The sequence below is a fragment of the Streptomyces sp. NBC_00306 genome (assembly GCF_036169555.1).
Lineage (GTDB): Bacteria > Actinomycetota > Actinomycetes > Streptomycetales > Streptomycetaceae > Streptomyces > Streptomyces achmelvichensis.
Map to the genome: position 1 here is coordinate 5,077,381 of NZ_CP108032.1, position 20,766 is coordinate 5,098,146.

At 71.0% G+C, this 20,766-nt stretch carries 21 protein-coding genes and 1 pseudogene; 7 read left to right on the forward strand and 15 right to left on the reverse strand.

Going from position 1 to position 20,766, the window contains the following annotated elements:
• Positions 1-98: 98 nt before the first annotated feature.
• Positions 99-1,724: a ribosomal protection-like ABC-F family protein gene (abc-f, locus tag OHA05_RS22735; protein ID WP_328861566.1), complete on the reverse strand. Its 1,626-nt coding sequence runs from the start codon at positions 1,722-1,724 to the stop codon at positions 99-101.
• A gap of 353 nt (positions 1,725-2,077) precedes the next feature.
• Between abc-f and OHA05_RS22740 the strand changes: the two are divergent.
• Positions 2,078-2,407, forward strand: a pseudogene (locus OHA05_RS22740) (helix-turn-helix domain-containing protein); the annotation flags it as partial.
• Between the two features lie 311 nt (positions 2,408-2,718).
• Here OHA05_RS22740 and OHA05_RS22745 read toward each other — a convergent pair.
• From OHA05_RS22745 to OHA05_RS22775, 7 genes are all read right to left on the reverse strand, one after another.
• Entirely contained in the window at positions 2,719-3,321 is a 603-nt protein-coding gene (locus OHA05_RS22745; protein WP_328861567.1) for a ClpP family protease, read from the reverse strand.
• A 1-nt stretch (position 3,322) separates the two neighbouring features.
• On the reverse strand, positions 3,323-3,976 hold the full coding sequence (locus OHA05_RS22750; RefSeq protein ID WP_313944478.1) for an ATP-dependent Clp protease proteolytic subunit: 654 nt from the start codon (positions 3,974-3,976) through the stop codon (positions 3,323-3,325).
• A gap of 143 nt (positions 3,977-4,119) precedes the next feature.
• Positions 4,120-4,344, reverse strand: coding sequence for a hypothetical protein (locus OHA05_RS22755; protein ID WP_327680938.1), 225 nt, complete (start codon positions 4,342-4,344; stop codon positions 4,120-4,122).
• Between the two features lie 26 nt (positions 4,345-4,370).
• Positions 4,371-4,697 carry a DUF6233 domain-containing protein gene (locus tag OHA05_RS22760; RefSeq protein ID WP_328861568.1) on the reverse strand — a complete coding sequence of 109 codons (327 nt, stop codon included), beginning with the start codon at positions 4,695-4,697 and terminating at the stop codon, positions 4,371-4,373.
• Positions 4,698-4,791: 94 nt separating this feature from the next.
• Entirely contained in the window at positions 4,792-5,388 is a 597-nt protein-coding gene (locus OHA05_RS22765; protein ID WP_328861569.1) for a DUF3885 domain-containing protein, read from the reverse strand.
• Positions 5,385-6,050, reverse strand: coding sequence for a peptide-methionine (S)-S-oxide reductase MsrA (gene msrA, locus OHA05_RS22770; RefSeq protein ID WP_313944474.1), 666 nt, complete (start codon positions 6,048-6,050; stop codon positions 5,385-5,387). The genes OHA05_RS22765 and msrA overlap by 4 nt, the downstream gene beginning before the upstream one ends.
• Before the next feature lie 380 nt (positions 6,051-6,430).
• The gene (locus OHA05_RS22775; protein WP_328861570.1) at positions 6,431-7,534 is read right to left on the reverse strand and encodes a hypothetical protein; all 1,104 of its coding nucleotides are present in this window, start codon (positions 7,532-7,534) and stop codon (positions 6,431-6,433) included.
• Positions 7,535-7,605: 71 nt separating this feature from the next.
• Between OHA05_RS22775 and OHA05_RS22780 the strand changes: the two genes are divergently transcribed.
• On the forward strand, positions 7,606-8,760 hold the full coding sequence (locus OHA05_RS22780; protein WP_328861571.1) for a cystathionine gamma-synthase: 1,155 nt from the start codon (positions 7,606-7,608) through the stop codon (positions 8,758-8,760).
• Positions 8,761-8,977: 217 nt separating this feature from the next.
• Here OHA05_RS22780 and OHA05_RS22785 read toward each other — a convergent pair whose 3' ends face one another.
• The 4 genes from OHA05_RS22785 to OHA05_RS22800 all read right to left on the reverse strand — a co-directional run bounded on the left by OHA05_RS22785 (position 8,978) and on the right by OHA05_RS22800 (position 10,535).
• Positions 8,978-9,169: a DUF1059 domain-containing protein gene (locus OHA05_RS22785; RefSeq protein ID WP_328861572.1), complete on the reverse strand. Its 192-nt coding sequence runs from the start codon at positions 9,167-9,169 to the stop codon at positions 8,978-8,980.
• Between the two features lie 99 nt (positions 9,170-9,268).
• The gene (locus OHA05_RS22790; RefSeq protein ID WP_313944469.1) at positions 9,269-9,520 is read right to left on the reverse strand and encodes a hypothetical protein; all 252 of its coding nucleotides are present in this window, start codon (positions 9,518-9,520) and stop codon (positions 9,269-9,271) included.
• Positions 9,517-9,990 (reverse strand): sigma factor-like helix-turn-helix DNA-binding protein, encoded by a 474-nt coding sequence (locus OHA05_RS22795; protein WP_313944468.1) that lies wholly within the window; start codon positions 9,988-9,990, stop codon positions 9,517-9,519. Before OHA05_RS22795 ends, OHA05_RS22790 begins: the two co-directional genes overlap by 4 nt.
• A gap of 32 nt (positions 9,991-10,022) precedes the next feature.
• Positions 10,023-10,535: a MarR family winged helix-turn-helix transcriptional regulator gene (locus OHA05_RS22800; RefSeq protein WP_313944467.1), complete on the reverse strand. Its 513-nt coding sequence runs from the start codon at positions 10,533-10,535 to the stop codon at positions 10,023-10,025.
• Positions 10,536-10,680: 145 nt separating this feature from the next.
• Here OHA05_RS22800 and ilvA point away from each other — a divergent pair, with 145 nt between their 5' ends.
• The 3 genes from ilvA to OHA05_RS22815 all read left to right on the forward strand — a co-directional run bounded on the left by ilvA (position 10,681) and on the right by OHA05_RS22815 (position 14,040).
• Positions 10,681-11,910 carry a threonine ammonia-lyase gene (ilvA, locus tag OHA05_RS22805; protein WP_313944466.1) on the forward strand — a complete coding sequence of 410 codons (1,230 nt, stop codon included), beginning with the start codon at positions 10,681-10,683 and terminating at the stop codon, positions 11,908-11,910.
• Positions 11,911-12,166: 256 nt separating this feature from the next.
• A complete protein-coding gene (locus tag OHA05_RS22810) occupies positions 12,167-13,186 on the forward strand; it encodes an ATP-binding cassette domain-containing protein (RefSeq protein WP_328861573.1) in 1,020 nt (339 codons plus the stop codon).
• Entirely contained in the window at positions 13,183-14,040 is an 858-nt protein-coding gene (locus tag OHA05_RS22815) for an ABC transporter permease (RefSeq protein ID WP_328861574.1), read from the forward strand. The genes OHA05_RS22810 and OHA05_RS22815 overlap by 4 nt, the downstream gene beginning before the upstream one ends.
• Positions 14,041-14,136: 96 nt before the next feature.
• On the opposite strand, the gene greA is transcribed toward OHA05_RS22815, so the two are convergent.
• Positions 14,137-14,634 (reverse strand): transcription elongation factor GreA, encoded by a 498-nt coding sequence (greA, locus tag OHA05_RS22820; protein WP_313944463.1) that lies wholly within the window; start codon positions 14,632-14,634, stop codon positions 14,137-14,139.
• A 186-nt stretch (positions 14,635-14,820) separates the two neighbouring features.
• Positions 14,821-15,222, reverse strand: coding sequence for a DUF4307 domain-containing protein (locus tag OHA05_RS22825; protein ID WP_313944462.1), 402 nt, complete (start codon positions 15,220-15,222; stop codon positions 14,821-14,823).
• 97 nt (positions 15,223-15,319) lie between these two features.
• Between OHA05_RS22825 and mca the strand changes: the two genes are divergently transcribed.
• Together mca and OHA05_RS22835 are read left to right on the forward strand one after the other, a co-directional pair.
• The gene (mca, locus tag OHA05_RS22830; RefSeq protein WP_313944461.1) at positions 15,320-16,201 is read left to right on the forward strand and encodes a mycothiol conjugate amidase Mca; all 882 of its coding nucleotides are present in this window, start codon (positions 15,320-15,322) and stop codon (positions 16,199-16,201) included.
• Positions 16,194-16,442: a hypothetical protein gene (locus tag OHA05_RS22835; protein ID WP_313944460.1), complete on the forward strand. Its 249-nt coding sequence runs from the start codon at positions 16,194-16,196 to the stop codon at positions 16,440-16,442. The genes mca and OHA05_RS22835 overlap by 8 nt, the downstream gene beginning before the upstream one ends.
• Before the next feature lie 112 nt (positions 16,443-16,554).
• Here OHA05_RS22835 and OHA05_RS22840 read toward each other — a convergent pair whose 3' ends face one another.
• A complete protein-coding gene (locus tag OHA05_RS22840; protein ID WP_328861575.1) occupies positions 16,555-19,761 on the reverse strand; it encodes a tetratricopeptide repeat protein in 3,207 nt (1,068 codons plus the stop codon).
• Positions 19,762-20,766 lie beyond the last annotated feature (1,005 nt).

Sequence of the window (20,766 nt, forward strand, 5' to 3'; positions counted from 1 at the left end):
CTAATGGCGGGTCCTCGCCGGGCAGCGGGCCCCGACAAGGTCCTGCCGACAGCCCCCGGTCAGGCGCCCCTGTCAGGCGGCCCCGTTCAGGTGGCCGTTCAGGCGACCGCGCGGCCCGACCGCAACTTCAGCCGCTCGCCCGTGAATCCGCTCCGGAACCGCCGGTCGTGCGAGACGACGACCACCGCTCCCTCGTACGCCGCCAGCGCCTCCTCCAGCTCCTCCACCAGACTCAGCGCCACATGGTTCGTGGGCTCGTCCAGGACGAGCAGATCCGCGGGGGCCGCCAGCAGCCGGGCCAGTTCGAGACGCCGCTGCTGACCCACGGACAGCGCCGCGACCGGGACCGCCAGATCCTCCTCGCGGAACAGTCCGAGACCGAGCAGCTCGGCGGCGTACTCCTCGGGGAGACCGCGACGGCCCGCCGCGTACGCCGCCAGCAGCGTTCCGCGGGACGGTACGGCCGGCAGCTCCTGCGGCAGATACCCGACCCGGACCCGCTCCTGACGGCGCACCGTGCCCTCGTCGGGGCGCACGTCCCCGGCCAGCACCCGCAGCAGCGTGGTCTTGCCGGCCCCGTTCGGACCGGTCACCAGGAGCCGCTGCCCGGCCTCCACCCGCAGCGCGTCCACCCGCAGCCGGTCACCGACGGCGATGCCGGTCAGCTCGGTCAGCAGCCCCTCCCGGCCACCGCTGACCGGCCTGGCCACGAAGCGCAGCGGCTCCGGAGGCGGGGACACCGGCTCCCTGCGCAGCCGCTCCAACCGCACCCGCGCGGCCCTGACCTGCCCGGACAGCTTCGCCTCATGGGAACGCCGGTGCTTGCCGAACCCCTGGCGCGGGTCCTTCCCGGTCGTCGCCAGCCGCTGCCCGGCCGCCGCCACCAGTTCCTCCGTACGGGCCACGTCCGCCAGCCACTCCTGGTGGTCGAGCTCCCGGCGGCGGCGGGCGGCGGCCTTCGCGGCCCGGTAGCCGTGCCAGCCGTCGCCGTACCGGGTCACCGCACGGGTGTCGCGGTCGACCTCGAGGATCGTGGTCGCGACGCGTTCGAGGAAGGCACGGTCGTGCGTCACGGCGACGACCGTGCCCCGGTGCGCCCGCAGCCGGTCCTCCAGCCACTCGGTGGCCTGCCGGTCGAGATGGTTCGTCGGCTCGTCGAGGAGCAGCAGCTCGGGCGCGGCCGACAGCACACAGGCGAGCGCCAGCCGCGACTGTTCCCCGCCCGAGAGCGTGCCGATCGGACGCTCCCGGGTGACATGGGTCAGCCCGAGCCCGTGCAGGGCGGCATCGATGCGGGCGTCCGCCTCGTAACCGCCGCGCTCGTCGAAGGCGGTGAGGAGGTCCCCGTACGCGGCGAGCTCGTCCTCGTCGGCCTCCGCGAGACGTTCCTCGGCGTGCCGCAGCCGCCGCTCGATCTCCCGCAGCTCGGCGAGCGCGGCATCGACGGCCTGCTGCACGGTGTGCGCGGGCCCCAGGCCGAAGGTCTGCGCCAGGGTCTGCGCGAGATGCCCGGTGCCGCCGGGCGCGCCGACGGTGATCTCCCCGGCGTCGGGCGCCTCGGCCCCGGCGATCAGCCGCAGCAGGGTGGATTTCCCGGAGCCGTTCTCCCCGATGACACCGGCGCGTTCGCCGGGCCGGACGGTGAAGGACACCTGGTCGAGTACGGAGCGGTCCCCATAGGCCTTGGAGACGTCCTTCATGGTCAGTTGGGCGCGTTCGCGCATGGTCTTTCCCTGAAAATGACATGCCCGCGAAGGGGTGCGCGACGGCGCACCGCAGGGCAGGGGTGGGTTCTGCCGGACCGGGGGACGTCAGCGCGGTGCTACGACGAGCACGCGGCGTCCGCGGCCGGAATCAGAGAAAGAAGTAGTGCTTGTGCGAACCCATGCGTCCAGTCTAGCCAAGCCCCTGCCGCGGAGAGGAGTCATTTTCGCCGCCGACGTCCCTCCGGGAACGGGGCTGTCCTGCCGCGGTACGAGCGGGCCGGGCGCGAACATGTCCCGCCGGGGACGGGATTTCGCGTCGGGCGGAACGCTGCCGCACTCTCCGCGGCGCCCGTCGCTCCTACTCTGATGTGGTGAGCAGCCACGCGCCGAACCAAGCCCGCGTCCTTCCCCTGCGCCCACTGACGGCGGCGCCCGCAGCCCGGGAGCCGCTGTGGCGGAACATCGTCGGGGACGTCCTGCGCCGTGAACGGCGCGCCCAGCAGCGCACGCTCAAGGACGTGGCCGACGCGGCGCGTATCTCGATGCCGTATCTCTCCGAGCTCGAACGCGGCCGCAAGGAGGCCTCGTCGGAGGTCCTCGCCGCGGCCGCGCACGCCCTCGGCCTCGGACTGGCCGATCTTCTCGCCCTGGCCCACCGCGAACTGGCGCGGCCGGCGCGGACGCGGCACGGCAGGCCCGGGCCCGCCGCACCGGTCGTCCCCGCCGCCCCCGCTGCTCCTGCCGCTCCCGGGCGGGTGGTCGCCGAAGGTGCCGAGGACGCGCGCGTTCAGGACGACGGCACGGCGACGACCGGGGTGGAGCCGAGCGCGCGAGCCGTACGGGTTACGGCGCTCACGCGCACGGCCCGCGCACGGCAGGCACCGCGCCAGGGCGACGTCCGCCTCGCCGCCTGACGGACGTACGCCCGGCACTGGCACCGGCACAGGCACCTGTGCCGGGCGGCCGCCGCCTGCACGGAGCCGGTGGCGGCGGCCGTCGGCGCCGCGGGGGCTCAGACCGTCACGAGCCGACGGCTGAGCACCTCGTCGGCGAGCCCGTACGCCACCGCCTCCTGCGCGGTGAAGAACTTGTCGCGGTCCATGTCCGCCCGCAGCGTCGCCGCGTCATGCGGGACATGGCGGGAGAGCACGTCCTCGACCTGCGACCGGATCCGGAGCACTTCCCTGGCCTGAAGGGCGAGGTCGGAGACCGTCCCCTGCCGGCCGCCACTGGTCGGCTGACCCAGCAGCACCCGCGCGTGTTCGAGCACGAACCGCCGGCCCGGATCCCCGCCCGCCAGCAGCACCGCCGCGGTCGAGGCCGCCTGCCCCACGCAGAACGTCGAGATCGGCGCGCGGACGAACGTCATCGTGTCGTAGATCGCCATGAGCGAAGTGAACGAGCCGCCCGGCGAGTTGATGTAGATCGCGATCTCGGTGTCCGGACTCGACGACTCGAGGTGGAGCAGCTGGGCGATCACGACGTTGGCCACGCCGTCGTCGATCTCGGTACCGAGGAAGATGATCCGCTCGGACAGCAGCCTGCTGAACACGTCGTAGGACCGCTCGCCCTGCGCGGTGCGCTCCACGACGTTCGGAATCGTGTACTGGCCCATGTCAGAGTCCCGCCCGTCGCCGTGAACCGGCCGGCCGCACGTCGTCGAGCGATTCGACGACCCGGTCGACCATGCCGTACTCCCGCGCCTGCTCGGCCGTGAACCAGCGGTCACGATCGCCGTCGCGGGAGATCGTCTCCTCGCTCTGGCCGGTGTGCTCCGCCGTGATCCGCTCGACCGCCTTCTTGGTGTACTCCAGGTTCTCCGCCTGGATCGCGATGTCGGCGGCGGTGCCGCCGATACCGGCGGACGGCTGGTGCATCATGATCCGCGCGTTCGGCAGGGCGAAACGCTTCCCCGCCGTGCCCACCGTGACCAGGAACTGCCCCATGCTGGCGGCGAATCCCATCGCGAGCGTCGAGACGTCGTTGGGGATCAGCCGCATCGTGTCGTAGATCGCCAGCCCGGCCGTCACCGAACCGCCCGGGCTGTTGATGTAGAGGCAGATGTCGGTCCGCGAGTCCTCCGCCGACAGGAGCAGCATCTGTGCGCAGACCCGGTTGGCCGAGACCTCGTCGACCTGGGTGCCGAGCAGGACGATGCGCTGGTTCAGGAGTTGCGCGGCCAGATGGTCGTCGAAGCGGGTGGGCGCGGTGTCACCCTCGGAGGCGCGTGGGCCGAAGGCCGGGTCACGGCCGGTGATGAGTGCTGACATCGGACCTCCTTGTGGTGGCGCGGCGACTGTCGCCGCGATCTCCACCATCGGTCCGCCCGGGCGGCCGGGTCAGGTTTCTCGGCCCGCAGCAGATTCGCCCTCGGCAGAGCGGAGACCGGTCGCCGGATCCGCGCCCCCACCGGTCAGGGCAGGATCTCCAGCCGCTCGTACTCGTGCGGCCGGTCGCCGACCCAGTCCACCCACGTGGGGTCGTCGAGCATGAGCTCCGCGTCGGGCAGGCCGGCCCGCCTGAGGAACTCCAGAAGATCGCGGTCCGAGTGGGCGAGCCCCATGATCTGCTCGCGCACCGTGACCCGTCGTCCCCCGGACGGGCTGATGCGGTGCACGACGATCGGCGCGCGGCTCATGCCTCCAGGCTGCGTCGCATCACGGCTCACAGCACACCGAGCTCTCGGTCGGGACGGCAGATGGGGCAGGGATCGACCTGCTCGGCGATCGCGCGGAGCGCTTCTTCCCGGCCGACCGGCTTCGACCGGGCACCGCGCATCGCGCAGCTCCCGACGTGCACATACGCGGGCGGCCGCCCCGCGCCGATGCCGTACTCGACGACCCAGTCGGGCGGAGGGGGCGCCACATGGGCATCCCGCTGGGCCCGGTCCTCCTCCTGGAGGAGCCACCGCCGCGTCTGGTCGAGCTGCTGAAGCTGCACGCGCTGGAGGAACCGGAGCAGCTCCAGGCGCGACGGCGGGCGATCGTTCACATGTTCGATTCTAGGCGCGATCGGTGCCGGTGTTCCACCGCGGGGTGGGGATGCGCGGGTGTCCCCGCCCTCGGCCATCGCCACCCGGCCGCTCTCAGAGGCCCGACGGGTGGCTGGAGAGCCAGGCTGTGTGCTCGCCGCGCAGCCGTTCCCGCTCCGCGGTCGTGGTGAGGATGACGTCGGCGCCGCCGTCGTACGGGTGGTGGATGCGGCGAAGCTCCGTATCGGTGACGAACACATCGACGAGCGCCTCGTCCGCGACGGCGCGCAGCACTCCGTCGACGCAGCCGCGTTTCCACGGACGCCGGTCGGCGTACAGGCGTGTGTAGGTGTGGAACTGCGGGTCGGGGTCGTCCCGGTCCGCCTCGGTCCACCAGTGGAGGCCGTCCGGGTGCAGAGTCTGTCGTGGTGAGGGCCAGCCGGCCGGCCCGGACGGCGTGCTCGACCAGTCCGTGGTCACCACGAACACGTCCGCGCCGGCGAACAGTTCGTCCAGGACCGTGTTGTACCGGTGCAGCACGATCGCGTACTCGTCCTCGGTCTCCGGGTAGCGCTTCGAGCCGGGGAGGCTGTGGAAGCGCACCCAGAGGTCCGCGTACGTACCGCGGAACCTATGGGCGACGGGCGGACCGGACGGCCGCCGTTCCTGCCACAGCCCCGCGAGCAGCTGGGGGGTGAAGCCCGGGCTCACCCCTCGACCTGGGCAACCCCGATCGGACAGGCCACGCCCGTCCCGCCGATCCCGCAGTACCCCGCCGGGTTCTTGTCGAGATACTGCTGGTGATATCCCTCGGCCGGATAGAACGGGCGGCCCTCCGACGGCAGCAGTTCCGTCGTGATCGTGCCGTACCCCGAGCCCGTCAGGACCTTCTGGTACGCTTGGCGCGAGGCCTCCGCCGCCTCCGACTGGGACGCGGAGTGGGTGTAGATCGCCGAGCGGTACTGGGTGCCGCGGTCGTTGCCCTGGCGGAAACCCTGGGTCGGGTTGTGGGACTCCCAGAAGACCTTCAGCAGCTGCTCGTACGAGACGACCGACGGGTCGAAGACCACGCGGACCGCCTCGGTGTGGCCGGTCAGACCGGAGCAGGCCTCTTCGTACGTCGGGTTCGGTGTGTGACCGCCCTGGTAGCCGACCAGCGTCGTCCAGACACCGGGGATCCGCCAGAACGTGCGCTCGGCGCCCCAGAAACAGCCCATGCCGAAGTCCGCCACTTCGAGGCCCTCGGGGTACGGGCCGAGCAGCGGGTTGCCCAGGACCGTGTGGCGGTCGGGCACGGAGAACATCGGGTCCGGACGGCCCTTCAGGGCCTGCTCGGCGGTGGGGAGCTCGGGGACACGGCGGGACAGGAACATACGGGGCTCCTCGTGGTCGCTGGCTTCGTTGTCAACACGAGGAGCCCCCGCAGCCATTCCCCTCACGCACCGGCGGCCCTGATCGCCACGTCACGGAGTGAGCAGTAGAGCTCGGCCGGGTCCTTTTGGCGTCCCGTGCCTGGAAGTCCTTGCCGGTCAGTTCCGTCGGCCTGTGCTCCCACCAGGCGGTGAGCCACAGGGACGTCAGCAGATTCCCGAACAGGCTGCGTCAGCAGCCCGTTCGGGAAGGAGAAGGCCGGCTCGCGCGAGCCGTGCCACTTCTTGCACCAGTACCGCAGCGCGCTGCGGTGTGCCACGAAATGGGAGGGGTCGCGGGCGACGGTCTGCGCCCACGGCGTCAGTGGATCACCGCAGCCGGCTCAGCGCAGCAGCGTCGCCGGACTCCCTCCGTTCGACTCGTAGCCCGCCACCGCCAGGTTCCGGTACACCGTGTACTCCGCCGCCGGGTCGCCGCTCAGCGTCCACGGGACCGCGCCCACGTGGCCGTCCACCCGCACCAGTTGGTTCATCGCCTCGGCCCACCGCTCGGACCGTACGAGGAAGAGCACCAGCAGATGGCGTACGTGCGCCAGCATCGGGTCGTCCGGGCGGGCCGCGTGGACCGCGAAGAGCGCGCCCTCGACCGCCTTGCTGACCACCGCGGTCCGGTGGAAGTCCTGCACGAGGACCACGTCCGGGATGTGCTCGAAGACCGCGAACAGCGGCAGTGCGGCCAGCAGCGAACCCTGGGGTGCGCGGGCCGCGGCCGTCGTCGCGAAGTGGTCGGCCTCCTCGCGGCTGCCGTGCCACTTCTCGCACCAGTAGTGCAGCGCCGCCAGATGCGCGCCCATGTGCTGCGGCGCCCGGTCGATGACCTTCAGCCACACCTGGTCGAACTGCTCGTGCGTGTAGTTCAGCCCGCGGGCGACGGCCAGTTCCGTGATGTACGGGACGGGGTCGCCCGGCGCGAGCAGGGCCGCGTCGCCGCAGACCGAACGGGCCTCCTCCAGGATGATCCGGAACTCGTCCGTCCCGGCGCTCGACGACCGCCAGGCCTGCTGGACGAGGAACTCCGCGTGCACCTGCGCCGCGCCCGCGTCCTTCGGCGACTCCGAACGCCAGGCGCGCAGCCACGCCCCGCCGACACCCGGCTTCTGCTGGAGCTCCAGCGAGGCGGCGCCGGCGAACGCCTGCACGCGCTGCCAGCGAACCTCGCCCTCCTTGGGGGTGCCGGCGAGCAGCTGCGCGGCGGCCCGCCAGTCCTGGGTCACCTGGACGACATCGAGCACGTCGAGAAGGTCCTGGTCGGGTCCGGGGAGGCGGATGTCCAGCTCCTCCTGGCGCACGAATCCGTAGGTGTCGGGGTCGGCGGCGTCGGGCGAACCGGGCGCCACCTGGTGGATACCGACACGGCGGCGCCTGACGAACGGACCGATCACCGCGACCAGCAGGCCCACCGCGATCAGGAACCAGAGAATCTCCATGGGTCCATTGTCCCGGACGACGTTCGGGGCGAACCACGCGCTGCCCCTTCACAGGACTACGCTCGGGCCTCATGAGCGACCAGCACAGCTTCCACAGCCTCGAGACCCTCGCCATTCACGCGGGAAACACCGCCGATCCGCTGACCGGCGCGGTCGTCCCGCCGATCTATCAGGTGTCCACCTACAAGCAGGACGGTGTGGGCGGACTCCGCGGCGGCTACGAGTACAGCCGCAGTGCCAACCCGACGCGTACGGCGTTGGAGGAGAACCTCGCGGCGCTGGAGGGCGGCCGCCGTGGTCTCGCCTTCGCGTCCGGACTCGCGGCCGAGGACTGCCTGCTGCGCGCGCTGCTGGAGCCGGGTGACCACGTGGTCATTCCGAACGACGCCTACGGCGGCACCTTCCGGCTGTTCGCGAAGGTCGTCTCGCGGTGGGGCGTCTCCTGGTCGGTCGCCGACACCTCCGACGCGGCCGCGGTCCGCGCGGCGGTCACCGAGAACACGAAGCTGATCTGGGTCGAGACGCCGTCGAACCCGCTGCTCGGCATCACCGACATCGCCGCGGTGGCGGAGGTCGCGCGCAGCTCGAACGTCAAGCTGGTCGTGGACAACACCTTCGCCAGCCCGTATCTCCAGCAGCCGATCTCGCTCGGTGCCGACATCGTCGTGCACTCGCTGACCAAGTACATGGGCGGCCACTCGGACGTCGTGGGCGGTGCGCTGATCGCGGCGGACGCGTTGGTCGGCGAGGAACTGGCGTACCACCAGAACGCCATGGGTGCCGTAGCGGGCCCGTTCGACGCGTGGCTGGTGCTGCGGGGCATCAAGACCCTGCCGGTCCGGATGGACCGGCACAGCGAGAACGCGGGCCGGGTGGTCGAGATGCTGACCCGCCACCCGAAGGTCACCGAGGTCCTCTACCCGGGGCTGCCGGAGCACCCGGGCCACGAGATCGCGGCCAAGCAGATGAGGTCCTTCGGCGGCATGGTCTCGTTCCGCGTCCAGGGCGGCGAAGAGGCGGCCGTCGAGGTCTGCAACCGTACGAAGCTGTTCACGCTCGGGGAGTCCCTCGGCGGTGTCGAGTCCCTGATCGAGCACCCGGGCCGTATGACGCATGCGTCGGTGGCGGGCTCCGCGCTGGAGGTCCCGGCGGACCTGGTGCGGGCGTCGGTGGGGATCGAGTCGGCGGACGACCTGATCGCGGACCTTCAGCAGGCGCTCGGCTAGGAATACGCCCTGGTCATGCAGGGCGCTACGCGCATCGGCCGGCGCCCGGTGGGGTCATTCCGGGCCCGGCCGGGCGCCGGCTCGTGTTCGCTGCCCGGTCCGTGCCGCGGCGGCGGCCGCGTTCTGACGCCGGGGTCCACGCGCGGCCCACGCGACGACCGTGACCCACGCGACGACCGTGACCCACGCGACGACCGTTTTCTACGCGACTACGCGACTACGCGGGGACCTTCTCGTCCTCCAGCGACTCGCGGATCCCCTCCCGCAGCTCCGGGGTGTCGTCGTGCCCGTGCACGGAGACCGCGTGTTCGCTCGCGGCCCGTACGACTTCCTCTTCCTCACCGGAAATGGTGAGACTGCATCCCGACTCGCTCGGCATCTTGCGGCAGTCGGCGACTTTCCTGGTCATGACGGCCTCCTCGCGGCATCGGTGCACCGCTCATTCCAGGATAGTTCCGCACGCACCGGGCGAACCCGTCGATGCACGCACGGTCCCGGTACGCCGGCGCTACCAGCCTTCGAGCGGGGGCGTCATGTCCGACGGGGGAGCCACCCACGGCTCGGTGACCGACGCCCACACCGCGAAGGCGACCGCCGCCGCCACCAGAAGCAGCCAGGTCAGCCGACGGACCGCACGGTGTCGCCGCAGCAGCCGGCCGCCGTGCACGGCGGCACGCTCCGCCAGGTCCGCGGGCACCACCGGGTGCTGGGCCTCCAGCATGCGGCGGACCTCGTCCTCCTTGCGGTCCGCGCCGCTCATGACACCGCCTCCGCCGGGGCGCGCGGCGGCGCGGGCGGTGTGCTGCGCATGGTCGCCACGGCACGGGCGCAGATGGCGCGGACGCGTTCGACCGGGAGTCCGATCAGCGCCGCGGTCTGCTCCTCGGCCACCCCCTCGTACAGGCGCAGCACCAGGATCAGCCGCTCCTGCGGCGTGAGACGGTCCAGTACGCCGCCCCGCACCCGGTGGTGGCGCCAGGCGGTGCGGGCGAAGCGGGTGGCGAGTTCCTGCCGGGTGCGGTCGTACGGGTCCTCGCCGCGCAGCCGGTCCCATTCCGCGTAGGTGTGGGCCAGTGCGGAGGTCAGCAGCTGCTGCGCCTGAGGATTGCGCGGTGCGGGCTCGGCGGTGAGCAGGGTGGCGGCATGCAGCAACCGGCCGGCCGCGCCCGCGACGAACGCCTGGAACTCCCGGGCGCGGCGGCTCTCCAGTGCCGACCGCCGCTCACTCACGTCCTCATATAGGGGCAGATCCGCGGCCCGGGTCAAGAGGTCGGCGGCGTCTCCGTGTCCACGGGAGGAAGTCCGGCCTGGCGGGCGGAGAGAGCGGTGTTGAACCGGGTGAGCAGAGTGCAGAAGGATTCGCGCTCGGTCTCGGTCCAGCCGTCCGTCACCTGCGCCATGAGCTCGCGCCGCGAGGAGCGGACCTCTTCCAGCCGGGCCTGACCGCGCGGGGAGAGCTGGAGCACGACGGCACGGCCGTCCTCGGGGTGGGAGGTGCGCTTGACGAGACCGGTGTCGACGAGCGGGGCGACCTGGCGCGTGACGGTCGACGAGTCGATGCCCATCCCCGCGGCGAGGGCCTTGACGCCCATCGGGCCTTCCCGGTCGAGCCGGTTGAGCAGCAGATAGGCGGCGCGGTCCATGGAGTTGCGGACCTGGCCGACCCCGCCGAGCCGGGTCTGTTCCGCGCGGCGTGCGAAGACGGCGACCTGGTGCTGGAGAGCATCGAGGAGGCCGGGGTCGAGATGAGTCGTCATGTCCTGAGAGGTGGGCATGGCTAGGGGGCTCTCTCGTGCGGTGGTCGGTTGGTGGGGGACAGAGTACGCGGCCCACACGCGGTGCGTACCAGGCCTGCACAATCCCATGAGGAACGCTTGATCGGCTCTGCCGGGGACCGGTTGAGCTGCGAGACTTGGCGTCATGAGCTTCGGTACGTCTGACTCCTTGCGCCCCGTCATCCTCGACGACGTCCGCGGGGCGCAGAAGATGCTGTCCGGCGTCGCGAGGGTCACCGCCCTGGAGGGCAGCAGGTACCTGTCGCAGCTGGTGGGGGCGCCGGTCCACCTCAAGTGCGAGAACCTCCAGCGGACGGGTTCGTTCAAGCTGCGCGGCGCGTACGTACGGATCGCGGGGCTGCGGCCGGAGGAGCGGGCCGCGGGTGTCGTCGCCGCGTCCGCGGGCAACCACGCGCAGGGCGTGGCGCTCGCCTCGACGCTGCTCGGAGTGCACTCGACCGTGTTCATGCCGGTCGGCGCTCCGCTGCCGAAGGTCGCGGCGACGCGGGAGTACGGCGCCGAGGTGCGGATGCACGGTCAGGTCGTCGACGAGACCATGGAGGCCGCGCAGCAGTACGCACAGGAGACGGGTGCGGTCTTCATCCACCCCTTCGACCATCCCGACATCATCGCGGGGCAGGGCACGGTGGGTCTGGAGATCCTGGAGCAGTGCCCGGAGGTGCGCACGATCGTCGTCGGTGTGGGCGGCGGTGGTCTGGCCGCCGGCATCGCGGTCGCGGTGAAGGCGGTCCGTCCCGATGTCCGGCTGGTGGGGGTGCAGGCAGAGGGGGCGGCCGCGTATCCGCCCTCGCTCGCCCAGGGGCGCCCCGTCGCCATCGACGCCCCCTCCACCATGGCCGACGGGATCAAGGTGGGCTGCCCCGGCGAGGTCCCCTTCAAAATCATTGGCGATCTTCTCGACGAGGTCCGTACGGTTTCCGAGGACGCGCTCTCCAGCGCGCTGCTGCTCTGCCTGGAGCGGGCGAAGCTCGTCGTCGAGCCCGCCGGGGCGAGCCCGGTCGCGGCGCTGATGAGCGAGCCGCGGGCGTTCAAGGGACCGGTCGTCGCCCTGCTGTCGGGCGGCAATGTGGATCCGCTGCTGATGCAGCGCATTCTGCGGCACGGTATGGCGGCGGCCGGCCGTTATCTGTCGCTGCGGGTACGGCTGACGGACCGCCCGGGAGCTCTTGCGGCACTTCTCGGGTCGTTGTCAGTGCTCGACGCTAACGTCCTCGACGTGAGTCACGTCAGGACCGATCCGCGGCTCGGGCTCACGGAGGTGGAGGTGGAGCTGCAGCTGGAGACGAAGGGCCCGGAGCACTGCGACGAGGTCACCGCGGCGCTGCGCGGGGCGGGATACACCGTCCTGAGCTGAGCGCACCGGACCGTCACGCGGGCTTCCTGCCACGACGGCCACGACGGCCACGAATGCGTACGACCGTCGCGGCTGTCGCCGACGGCCGCCGCTGTCACCGCGGCCGTGACGTCACGACTATCGCGATACATCTTGAGTGACGCGATGTATCGCGTTAACGTGAGGCCCTGACGTGTTCCCGCCACGCACAGATCTCGCACCCGCCTGCTTTCTGCCCCGTAGCGACCCACCCACCTGCCACCTTGGGAGATCCCTCATGCCAGGCGCCATTTACGCCGAAGGTCTGGTGAAGACCTTCGGCGACGTAAGGGCTCTGGACGGCGTCGATCTCGACGTCCCCGAAGGCACGGTCCTCGGACTTCTCGGCCCCAACGGAGCCGGCAAGACCACCGCCGTGCGCGTACTGACCACCCTGCTCCAGCCCGACAGCGGCAAGGCCGTCGTCGCCGGTATCGACGTCCTGAAGAACCCGAACGAAGTCCGCCGGTGCATCGGTCTCTCCGGCCAGTTCGCCGCGGTCGACGAGTATCTGACCGGCCGTGAGAACCTCCAGATGGTCGGCCAGCTCTACCAGATGAGCTCGCGCGACGCGAAGAGCCGGGCGGTCGAGCTGCTCGACCGCTTCAACCTCGCGGACGCCGCCGACCGTCCCGCCAAGACCTACTCCGGCGGTATGCGCCGCCGCCTCGACCTGGCCGCCGCCCTGGTCGTCTCCCCGCCCGTGATGTTCATGGACGAGCCCACCACCGGACTCGACCCCCGCAACCGCATGCAGCTGTGGGAGGTCATCCAGGAACTGGTCAAGGGCGGTACGACACTGCTGCTCACCACGCAGTACCTGGAAGAGGCCGACCACCTGGCCGACGACATCTGCGTCATCGACCACGGCAAGGTCATCGCCCGCGGCACCGCCGACCAGCTCAAGGCCCAGACGGGCGGCGAGCGTGTCGAGGTCGTGGTCCACGAGCCCGACCAGATCCCGCCCGCCCAGGAGGTCCTGCGGGGCTTCGGCAAGGGTGACGTCGCCGTCGTCGAGCACACCCGCAAGCTGATCGTCCCCGTCACCGGCGGCGCGAAGCTGCTGGCCGAGGTCATCCGCGAACTGGACACCCGGGGCGTGGAGATCGACGACATCGGTCTGCGCCGGCCCACCCTGGACGACGTGTTCATCTCCCTCACCGGCCATCACGCCGAGATCGAGGACGAGGAGAACGGCGAGGCCGCGCAGCTCAAGGACGCCAAGGGCAAGAAGTCCCGGAAGGAGAGCGCGAAGTGACCACCACAGCGGACGCCGTCAAGATCGCGGCGCCCCGTCCCCGCGGCGGGATCGTGCAGTCGGTCAACGACTCGCTCGTCGTCGCCAAGCGCAATCTGATCCGGATGCTGCGCATCCCGGAGATGATCATCTTCGGGCTGATCCAGCCCATCATGTTCGTCGTGCTCTTCAGCTACGTCTTCGGCGGCTCGATCTCGGTGGACGGCAGCACCTCGCCCGCCGCCTACCGCGAGTTCCTGATGGCGGGCATCTTCGCGCAGACCGTCACCTTCGCCACCGCGGGCGCCGGAGCGGGCATCGCCGACGACATGCACAAGGGCCTCATCGACCGGTTCCGCTCGCTGCCGATGGCACGCGGCGCGGTCCTCACCGGCCGTACGCTGGCCGACCTCGTCCAGACCGCGCTCACCCTCGTCGTGCTCGCGCTCGTCGCCCTCCTGGTCGGCTGGCGGACCCACGAGAACCTGGGCAAGGTACTGGCCGGCTTCGGTCTGCTGCTGCTCCTCGGCTACGCCTTCTCCTGGATCGGCGCGCTGATCGGCCTGTCCGTACGGACACCCGAGGCGGCCACCTCCGGCGGGCTGATCTGGCTCTTCCCGCTGACGTTCATCTCGAACGCCTTCGTGCCGTCTGACAACATGCCCACCTTCCTGCGGTACATCGCCGAGTGGAATCCGTTCAGCGCGACCGTGCAGGCGTCACGCGAGCTGTTCGGCAATCTGCCGCCGGGCTATGTCGCACCCGACGCCTGGCCGATGCAGCACCCGGTCTGGGCCTCGCTGATCTGGTCCGTCCTGATCATCGCGTTCTTCCGGACGCTGGCGGTGCGCAAGTACCGCTCCGCCACCGCCTGACCCGGCGCCCGCAGAGCACGGGAACAGGCACCCGCACACGGCGAAGGGGCCGGACCGCATCACGCGGTCCGGCCCCTTCGGCGTTCGCCGTCCGGCTCAGCCGGTGTACGGCTTGGCCTCGAGGATCCTCACCGAAGCCTTCTTGCCGTTGGGCAGCTCGTACTCGGCGTCGTCACCGACCTTCTTGCCGTTCACTCCGGCGCCGAGCGGGGACTGCGGGGAGTACGTCTCGATGTCCGTGCTCGCGTACTCGCGGGACGCCATCAGGAACGTCAGGGTGTCGTCCTCGTCGCCGTCGAAGGCGATCTTCACGACCATGCCGGGCTCGACCACACCGTTGTCCGCGGGGGCCTCGCCGACCTTCGCATTGTCCAGGAGCTGGGTCAGCTGGCGCACACGGAGCTCCTGCTTGCCCTGCTCCTCCTTGGCCGCGTGGTACCCGCCGTTCTCGCGCAGGTCGCCCTCCTCACGCGCCGCCTCGATCTTCTTGGCGATCTCCGTGCGCGCGGGACCAGACAGGTACTCCAGCTCGGCCTTGAGCTGGTTGTACGCCTCCTGGGTGAGCCAGGTGACGTTTTCGCTGGTCTGGGTCACAGGTGCTCCTCGTAGGTACTGGGAATACAAAGCATCGCCCTACCCAGAAGGATGTGCCTCCATGGATGGGCGAAACCACGAGCCTAACAATTTCGTGGCCGCAGGGGGAGGACGAAAGCCATCAGAAGTACGTCAACGCAGGTCAGCGCAGTGACCCGCCGTGATCGTCCAGGTGATTCGTCCGCGTCAGCGGGCGGTGCACTGCACCAGTTCCGCGCTGGTGGCCCGAGCCGTCGTCCGGATCTCGGCCACCTGGTCGATCCGCTTCCCGCCGCTCTCCACCGGCACATCCAGCCTACCCACCTCGGCTCCGTCCTCGGAGCGCGAGCGCAGGGTGCAGCTGCCGGCGGCGTCCGCGTCCTTGCGCACCTCCAGATGCACCTGGACCGCGGAGTCCGAGATCACCGAGAACTTGATCACCTCGGCGCTGATCCGCTGCCCGGCGACGTAGTCGTAGCCGAACCAGCCGATCACCCCGAGCAGGGCCGCCCCCAGCACCGCGCCGACCAGCTTGAGCCTGCGGTCCGCGCGCTCGTCCGCCGAGCGGCCGTAGCGGCCCTCGGGAAGCTGTTCGCGCACGGCGGCCATGGTCATTCCTCTCGGGCAGGGGGCACCGGAATTTTCCGTCCCCCGATTCGGTCACTATAAGAGTTGCCCGACGCGACAAATCATTGAGGATCGAGTCTTGACTGAGCAGCTGCGACTGATGGCCGTTCACGCCCACCCCGACGACGAGTCGAGCAAGGGCGCGGCCACGATGGCCAAGTATGTGTCCGAGGGGGTGGACGTGCTGGTCGTGACCTGCACAGGAGGCGAACGCGGCTCCATCCTCAACCCCAAGCTCCAGGGGGACGCGTACATCGAGGAGAACATTCACGAGGTACGCAGAAAGGAGATGGACGAGGCCCGCGAGATCCTCGGCGTCGGCCAGGAATGGCTCGGCTTCGTCGACTCGGGCCTGCCCGAGGGAGACCCGCTGCCCCCGCTGCCGCAGGGCTGCTTCGCCCTGGAGGACGTGGAGAAGGCCGCCGGCCGGCTGGTGAAGTCGATCCGCACCTTCCGTCCGCAGGTCATCACCACGTACGACGAGAACGGCGGCTACCCGCACCCCGACCACATCATGACCCACAAGATCACGATGGTGGCCTTCGAGGGTGCGGCGGACGCCGAGCGCTACCCGGAGTCGGAGTTCGGGCCCGTCTACCAGCCGCAGAAGCTCTACTACAACCAGGGCTTCAACCGTCCCCGTACGGTCGCCCTGCACGAGGCCCTGCTGGCCCGGGGGATCGAGTCCCCCTACGGCGAGTGGCTGGAGCGCTGGAAGGAGTTCGAGCGCGTGGAGCGCACGCTCACCACCCACGTGCCGTGCGCCGAGTTCTTCGAGATCCGCGACAAGGCGCTGCTCGCGCACCGCACGCAGATCGACCCCGACGGCGGCTGGTTCCGCGTTCCGCTGGAGCTCCAGAAGGAGGTCTGGCCGACGGAGGAGTACGAGCTCGCGACGTCTCTCGTCGACACCTCCCTCCCCGAGGACGACCTCTTCGCGGGCATCCGGGACAATGCCTGATATGAGCGCAAGCGCAAACCTCGCCCTGACGCATCTCGTCCCCCTCGCGAAGGAGGTCGACGACAACAAGGTCACGCCCGGAGTCCTCGGCTTCCTCGTCTTCGCGGCCCTGGCCGTGGGCGTGTGGTTCCTGATGAAGTCGATGAACCGGCACATGGGCCGGGTGGACTTCGAGGAGGCGCCCGACCCGGGGGCCGAGTCGAAGGAAGCCGGCAGCAAGACGGGTCCCGCCTCGGCCTAGCCCCGCCGGAGGGCGTTCGCGCCGCGGGCACGCACCACCGCCGTACGCACCGCCGCCGGGCCGGCCGCATCAGCGGCATGCCCGGCGGCGGGACGCCCGGCGTCCCCGGGGGCTACCGCGCGGAGACCACCGGGACGCCCATGACCTCCCGCGCATGGCGGTTCGGGACCATCCCCAGGTGCCACGCCTGCCAGCCGTCCTCCAGGCGCACGCCCCGCTGGAGCATCACCGTGAGCGCCTCCGCGCAGTCCTCCAGCTTTCCGTCGCGTGAGGCGTGCGACTTCTCCGTCAGGCGGGCCAGTTCCTCCTGGGCCACCACCGTGCCGACCTCGATGCCGCCCGGTGAGGCGTACGGCAGCAGGGTGCAGCGCAGGAAGCGTGCCCAGTCGGCGCCGCGGTCGTCCTGGTACGAGACGAACAGATCGACCGCCTCGTCGCACAGCCCGAGCGCCTGCGCCGCGCGGTTGTTGCCCGCGTCGATCAGCGCCAGCTCCAGACAGGTCCAGGCCTCGCCGTGGGCCACCCCGATCCGGCGGAAGTCGGCGCGCGCGTCCACCAGGAGCTGGCGGGCGAAGCCGGAGTTGCGCAGATTGCCGGTCTGGGCCGCGCGCTGGTCGCGCGTGACCCGGCCCGAGTGGTGGCGCGCGCAGGCCAGGCCGTACACGTCGCGCATCCGCGAGAACATCGTGCGGGCCCGCTCCAGCTCCCGTACCGCCTGGTCGCGGTCGCCGCGCTCCTCCAGCGCCTGGCCGAGGTAGTACAACGTCCACGCCTCACCGCGCGCGTCCTCCTGCTCGCGGTGGCGCGACAGCGCCTGCCGCAGCTGGTCCACCGCCGGCGCCGGATCGCCGTCGACCAGCCGCGCCCGCGCCAGCTGGGTCAGCGCCCACGCCTCGCCCCGCTCGTCGTGCGTGCGCCCGTACAGATCGAGCGCCTCGCGCAGCTCGGACTCCGCCCGCGGTACGTCGCCCATCCGCAGACAGACCTGGCCCAGCTGGAAGTGCGTCCAGGCCTCGCCGTGCAGCGACTCGCCCTCACGGTGCAGGGTCAGCGCGGTGGCCAGCAGGGTGAGCGCCTGGGCCAGATCGGCCCGGTCACGCTCCACGGCCGCCAGTGCGTGCAGCGACCACGCCCGGTCCTCGGCCTGCTCGTCGGAGGCCTGAAGCTCGATCGCCTCGTGCAGCTTCGCCGCCGCCTCGGTGAGGTTGCCCTGGTGGTGCAGCGTGATGCCGAGCGAGCAGAGCGCGAGCGCCGTACCGGAGTCGTTGTGCGCCTCGCGGTACAGCCCCACCACCGACGACAGCGTGGTGCGCGCCTTGTCCAGCTCGCCCAGCTGACGGGCCGCGATACCGGTGCGCCACCGTACGGAACGCTCCAGCAGCCCCTGGTCCACCGCCTGCGACAGCTCGCTGATCTCGCCCAGCCGGTACAGATCGCCGCGCAGCAGGCAGTAGTCGCACAGCGCGCCCAGCAGATTGAGCACGGTCTGCTGGTTCACCCCCTCCGCGTACCGCAGCGCCGAGGTGATGAAGCTCGACTCGTCGTCCAGCCAGCGCAGCGCCGCGTCCAGCGAGGTGAAGCCGTGTGCGCCGAACTGGCCCGCGCGCGTGGACATCTTGCCGTCCACCATGCGGATCACGGCCCCGGCCAGATCCGCGTAGTTCTGAATCAGCCGCTCCTGGGCGGCCGACCGTTCCGCGGCCTCCTCCTCGTCGAGCAGCCGGGCCCGGGCGAAGGAACGGACGACGTCGTGCAGCCGGTAGCGGCCGGCCCGTACATGATCGATGAACCCCGCCTGGGCGAGGTCCGACAGCAGCCGCTGCGACTCCTGCTCGTCCGTCGCCAGCAGGGCCGCCGCGGCCGCCGCCCCCAGCGAGGCCCGCCCGGCGAGCGCCAGCCGCCGCGCCAGCCGCCGCGCCTGCTCCGGCAGATCGGTGTACCGCAGCCACAGGGCCCGTTCGACGGGATCCACGGGACCGTAGGCCCGCAGATCGGCGGCCAGCTGCTGTGCGGTACGCGCACCGAGCGAGGAGCCCGCGACACGCAGCGCCAGCGGCAGGCCTCCGCACAACTCCCGTACCTCGTCGGCCGACTGGACGTCGTAGGGGCCGGTCGGCTGTTCCGAGGCCGACGCCCGCAGCAGCTCCTCGGCGCCCGCCTCGTCCAGCGCGTCCACCGGCAGATGGTGCACCCACGCCGGAATGTCCTCGGGCAGCTCCAGCGGCGTCCGCGCCGTCACCAGCACGAGACTGTCGGAACGCTCGGGCACCAGCGTCCGCACCTGCGCCGCGTCGCGGGCGTCGTCCAGCACCACCGTCACCGGCAGACCCGTCAGATGCTGGTGGTACAGCTCGCTCAGCCGCCGCACCTGCTGTTCCGCGGAGGACCGCTCACGGAACAGCAACTGCTCGCGCGGAGCGCCCAGCCGGTTCAGCAGATGCAGCAGCGCGTCCCTGGTGGACAGCGGGTGGGTGCTCTCCCCGCGCAGGTCCACCACGCACGCGCCCCGGAACTGGTCCTTGAGCTGCTGCGACGCCCGCACCGCGAGCGTGGTGCGCCCTGATCCCGCGGCACCGTGCAGCACCACGACCGTCGGCCGGGTCTCCGTCGAGGCACGGGCCGCGTGGACCCACTGGGCGATCTGCGTCATCTGCTGCTGCCGGCCCGCGAACGGACCTTCCGGTTCCGGCAGATGACCGAAGGACTGCTCCAGCACCGAACGCCGTCGAGCGGCCGCACTGCGGTCACCGCCCCGCAACTGCGGGGCGGCCGTCGTCTTCTTCGCCGGACGCGTGGTGGAGGTGAGCATCCGCTGCTGGTCCAGGAACGGCCGGATGCCCCGGACCTCCAGCGCGGTCAGCCACTGGAGCCGCAACTGCTCGGCGCCGCCCGGCTGTCCGAGGGCTCCCGCTCTGCGGTGCGCGGCCGGCCAGTGCGACGCGGTCACCTTGGCGACGGTGGTCGCCGCACCGGCCACGGCCACCACCACTCCGGCACCCAGCGCGGTACCGGTGGCGGTCCCGAGCGCGACATCCGCCCCGACGGCAGCGGCGGCGGCAACGGCCGTCACCAGCGCGGGAGTCGAGACGGTACGACGGCTGAACCGCGCGGACAGCGGCTGCTGCACCGCCTCCGTCTCGGCGAGCGCCTGCTCGTACGCCGCGTACTCCTCGCCGGCGCTCGACGCCATCGCATCGAGCCCCGCCCGCCCGCGCGCCAGCAGCACCTGCGCATCCGCACGCCCGCCCGCCCGTCGCACCTCTTCCTCGACGGCGCGCACCAACAGCCGCTCGGCTTCTGCCCGATGGCTGTCCCGCATAGTGGATCCCCCTCCGAGTGCTCCGGTTCCGTTCCGGGTCAAGTGTCGTGCGTACGGGGCGTCAGCGCGAGGGAGTCCGTCGATCATTCGCCGCTCACAGGACGGGAGTTCGCCGAACCGTCCCGTCCATGAGTGGCCCGCTGCCGCATGCGGTGCCCTGGGGGACGGGGGCAGTGGGCCGGATGCCCGGCGAGTTCGGCCGTCGGCAGTCGCGGCTCGCCTCCCTCGGAACATTCACACGGAGTACCGGTGCGTATGCGTACGAGCGGCCGGCCGGGAACCCGGTGTCCCGTGGTCCTGTCGGCGCCGTCCGATCGTGCGTGTCCGGCATTGTGGGGAACGGGCCGCCGAATTTTGGAATATGACGAGCAGTCAGAGCATTTTCTCCGGTATCGCCACGCGCACGTGGACCGTGACCGACGTGAAGCGGCGCGTCCCTGGTGGACCCGAACCGTCGGCGGCACGATCACGGACGCTCGGCTCGAAGGGCAGATGGCGGCCCCTGCCGAGTGGGCGTCCGAGTGCCGCCCCCATGTCCGCCCGTGTGCGGAGGGCAGTCCTCCACTGCGGCGGCGCAATGAACGGAAGCCGCCTGTCCGGAAGGCGTCGCGACAAATTTCCGGTGCCTGTGGTCATCGGCGCGCCCTGACGCATTCGATGGGCCGGGACTCCACCGTCGAAACCCGCTGCGGAATTCCCTCGAACATTTTCTGCGTGAAATCGCCGACGGCCGAATTTAATTCGCGACGGTCATCGACGGCTGCGCCGAAGAATTCCGCGGGTGCGCCATGGGTGCCGTTCGCAAGGCCCTTCGCTTCCGCTCCGTTCCGTGTGATCACGAGTGGAACGGCCCGTCGGCGAAACGGGGGCCCGTCACGGCGGCGGGACGGGCCGGCCTCATGAGTTCACCCGGACCGCTGGCGCCCCAAGGGCACCAACCTGCCGATCCACAGGGCCGAGAGCCACGCCTGCGTAGCCGCCGGAAGGCGACGGCTGCTCCCGAAA

Excerpts from the sequence above, each read along its gene's own strand:
- abc-f (WP_328861566.1), bottom strand. The coding sequence starts at position 1,724 with ATGCGCGAACGCGCCCAACTGACCATGAAGGACGTCTCCAAGGCCTAT.
- OHA05_RS22745 (WP_328861567.1), bottom strand. The coding sequence starts at position 3,321 with ATGGGCCAGTACACGATTCCGAACGTCGTGGAGCGCACCGCGCAGGGC.
- OHA05_RS22750 (WP_313944478.1), bottom strand. The coding sequence starts at position 3,976 with ATGTCAGCACTCATCACCGGCCGTGACCCGGCCTTCGGCCCACGCGCC.
- OHA05_RS22755 (WP_327680938.1), bottom strand. The coding sequence starts at position 4,344 with ATGAGCCGCGCGCCGATCGTCGTGCACCGCATCAGCCCGTCCGGGGGA.
- msrA (WP_313944474.1), bottom strand. The coding sequence starts at position 6,050 with ATGTTCCTGTCCCGCCGTGTCCCCGAGCTCCCCACCGCCGAGCAGGCC.
- OHA05_RS22775 (WP_328861570.1), bottom strand. The coding sequence starts at position 7,534 with ATGGAGATTCTCTGGTTCCTGATCGCGGTGGGCCTGCTGGTCGCGGTG.
- OHA05_RS22780 (WP_328861571.1), top strand. The coding sequence starts at position 7,606 with ATGAGCGACCAGCACAGCTTCCACAGCCTCGAGACCCTCGCCATTCAC.
- OHA05_RS22785 (WP_328861572.1), bottom strand. The coding sequence starts at position 9,169 with ATGACCAGGAAAGTCGCCGACTGCCGCAAGATGCCGAGCGAGTCGGGA.
- OHA05_RS22790 (WP_313944469.1), bottom strand. The coding sequence starts at position 9,520 with ATGAGCGGCGCGGACCGCAAGGAGGACGAGGTCCGCCGCATGCTGGAG.
- OHA05_RS22800 (WP_313944467.1), bottom strand. The coding sequence starts at position 10,535 with ATGCCCACCTCTCAGGACATGACGACTCATCTCGACCCCGGCCTCCTC.
- ilvA (WP_313944466.1), top strand. The coding sequence starts at position 10,681 with ATGAGCTTCGGTACGTCTGACTCCTTGCGCCCCGTCATCCTCGACGAC.
- OHA05_RS22810 (WP_328861573.1), top strand. The coding sequence starts at position 12,167 with ATGCCAGGCGCCATTTACGCCGAAGGTCTGGTGAAGACCTTCGGCGAC.
- OHA05_RS22825 (WP_313944462.1), bottom strand. The coding sequence starts at position 15,222 with ATGGCCGCCGTGCGCGAACAGCTTCCCGAGGGCCGCTACGGCCGCTCG.
- OHA05_RS22835 (WP_313944460.1), top strand. The coding sequence starts at position 16,194 with ATGCCTGATATGAGCGCAAGCGCAAACCTCGCCCTGACGCATCTCGTC.
- OHA05_RS22840 (WP_328861575.1), bottom strand. The coding sequence starts at position 19,761 with ATGCGGGACAGCCATCGGGCAGAAGCCGAGCGGCTGTTGGTGCGCGCC.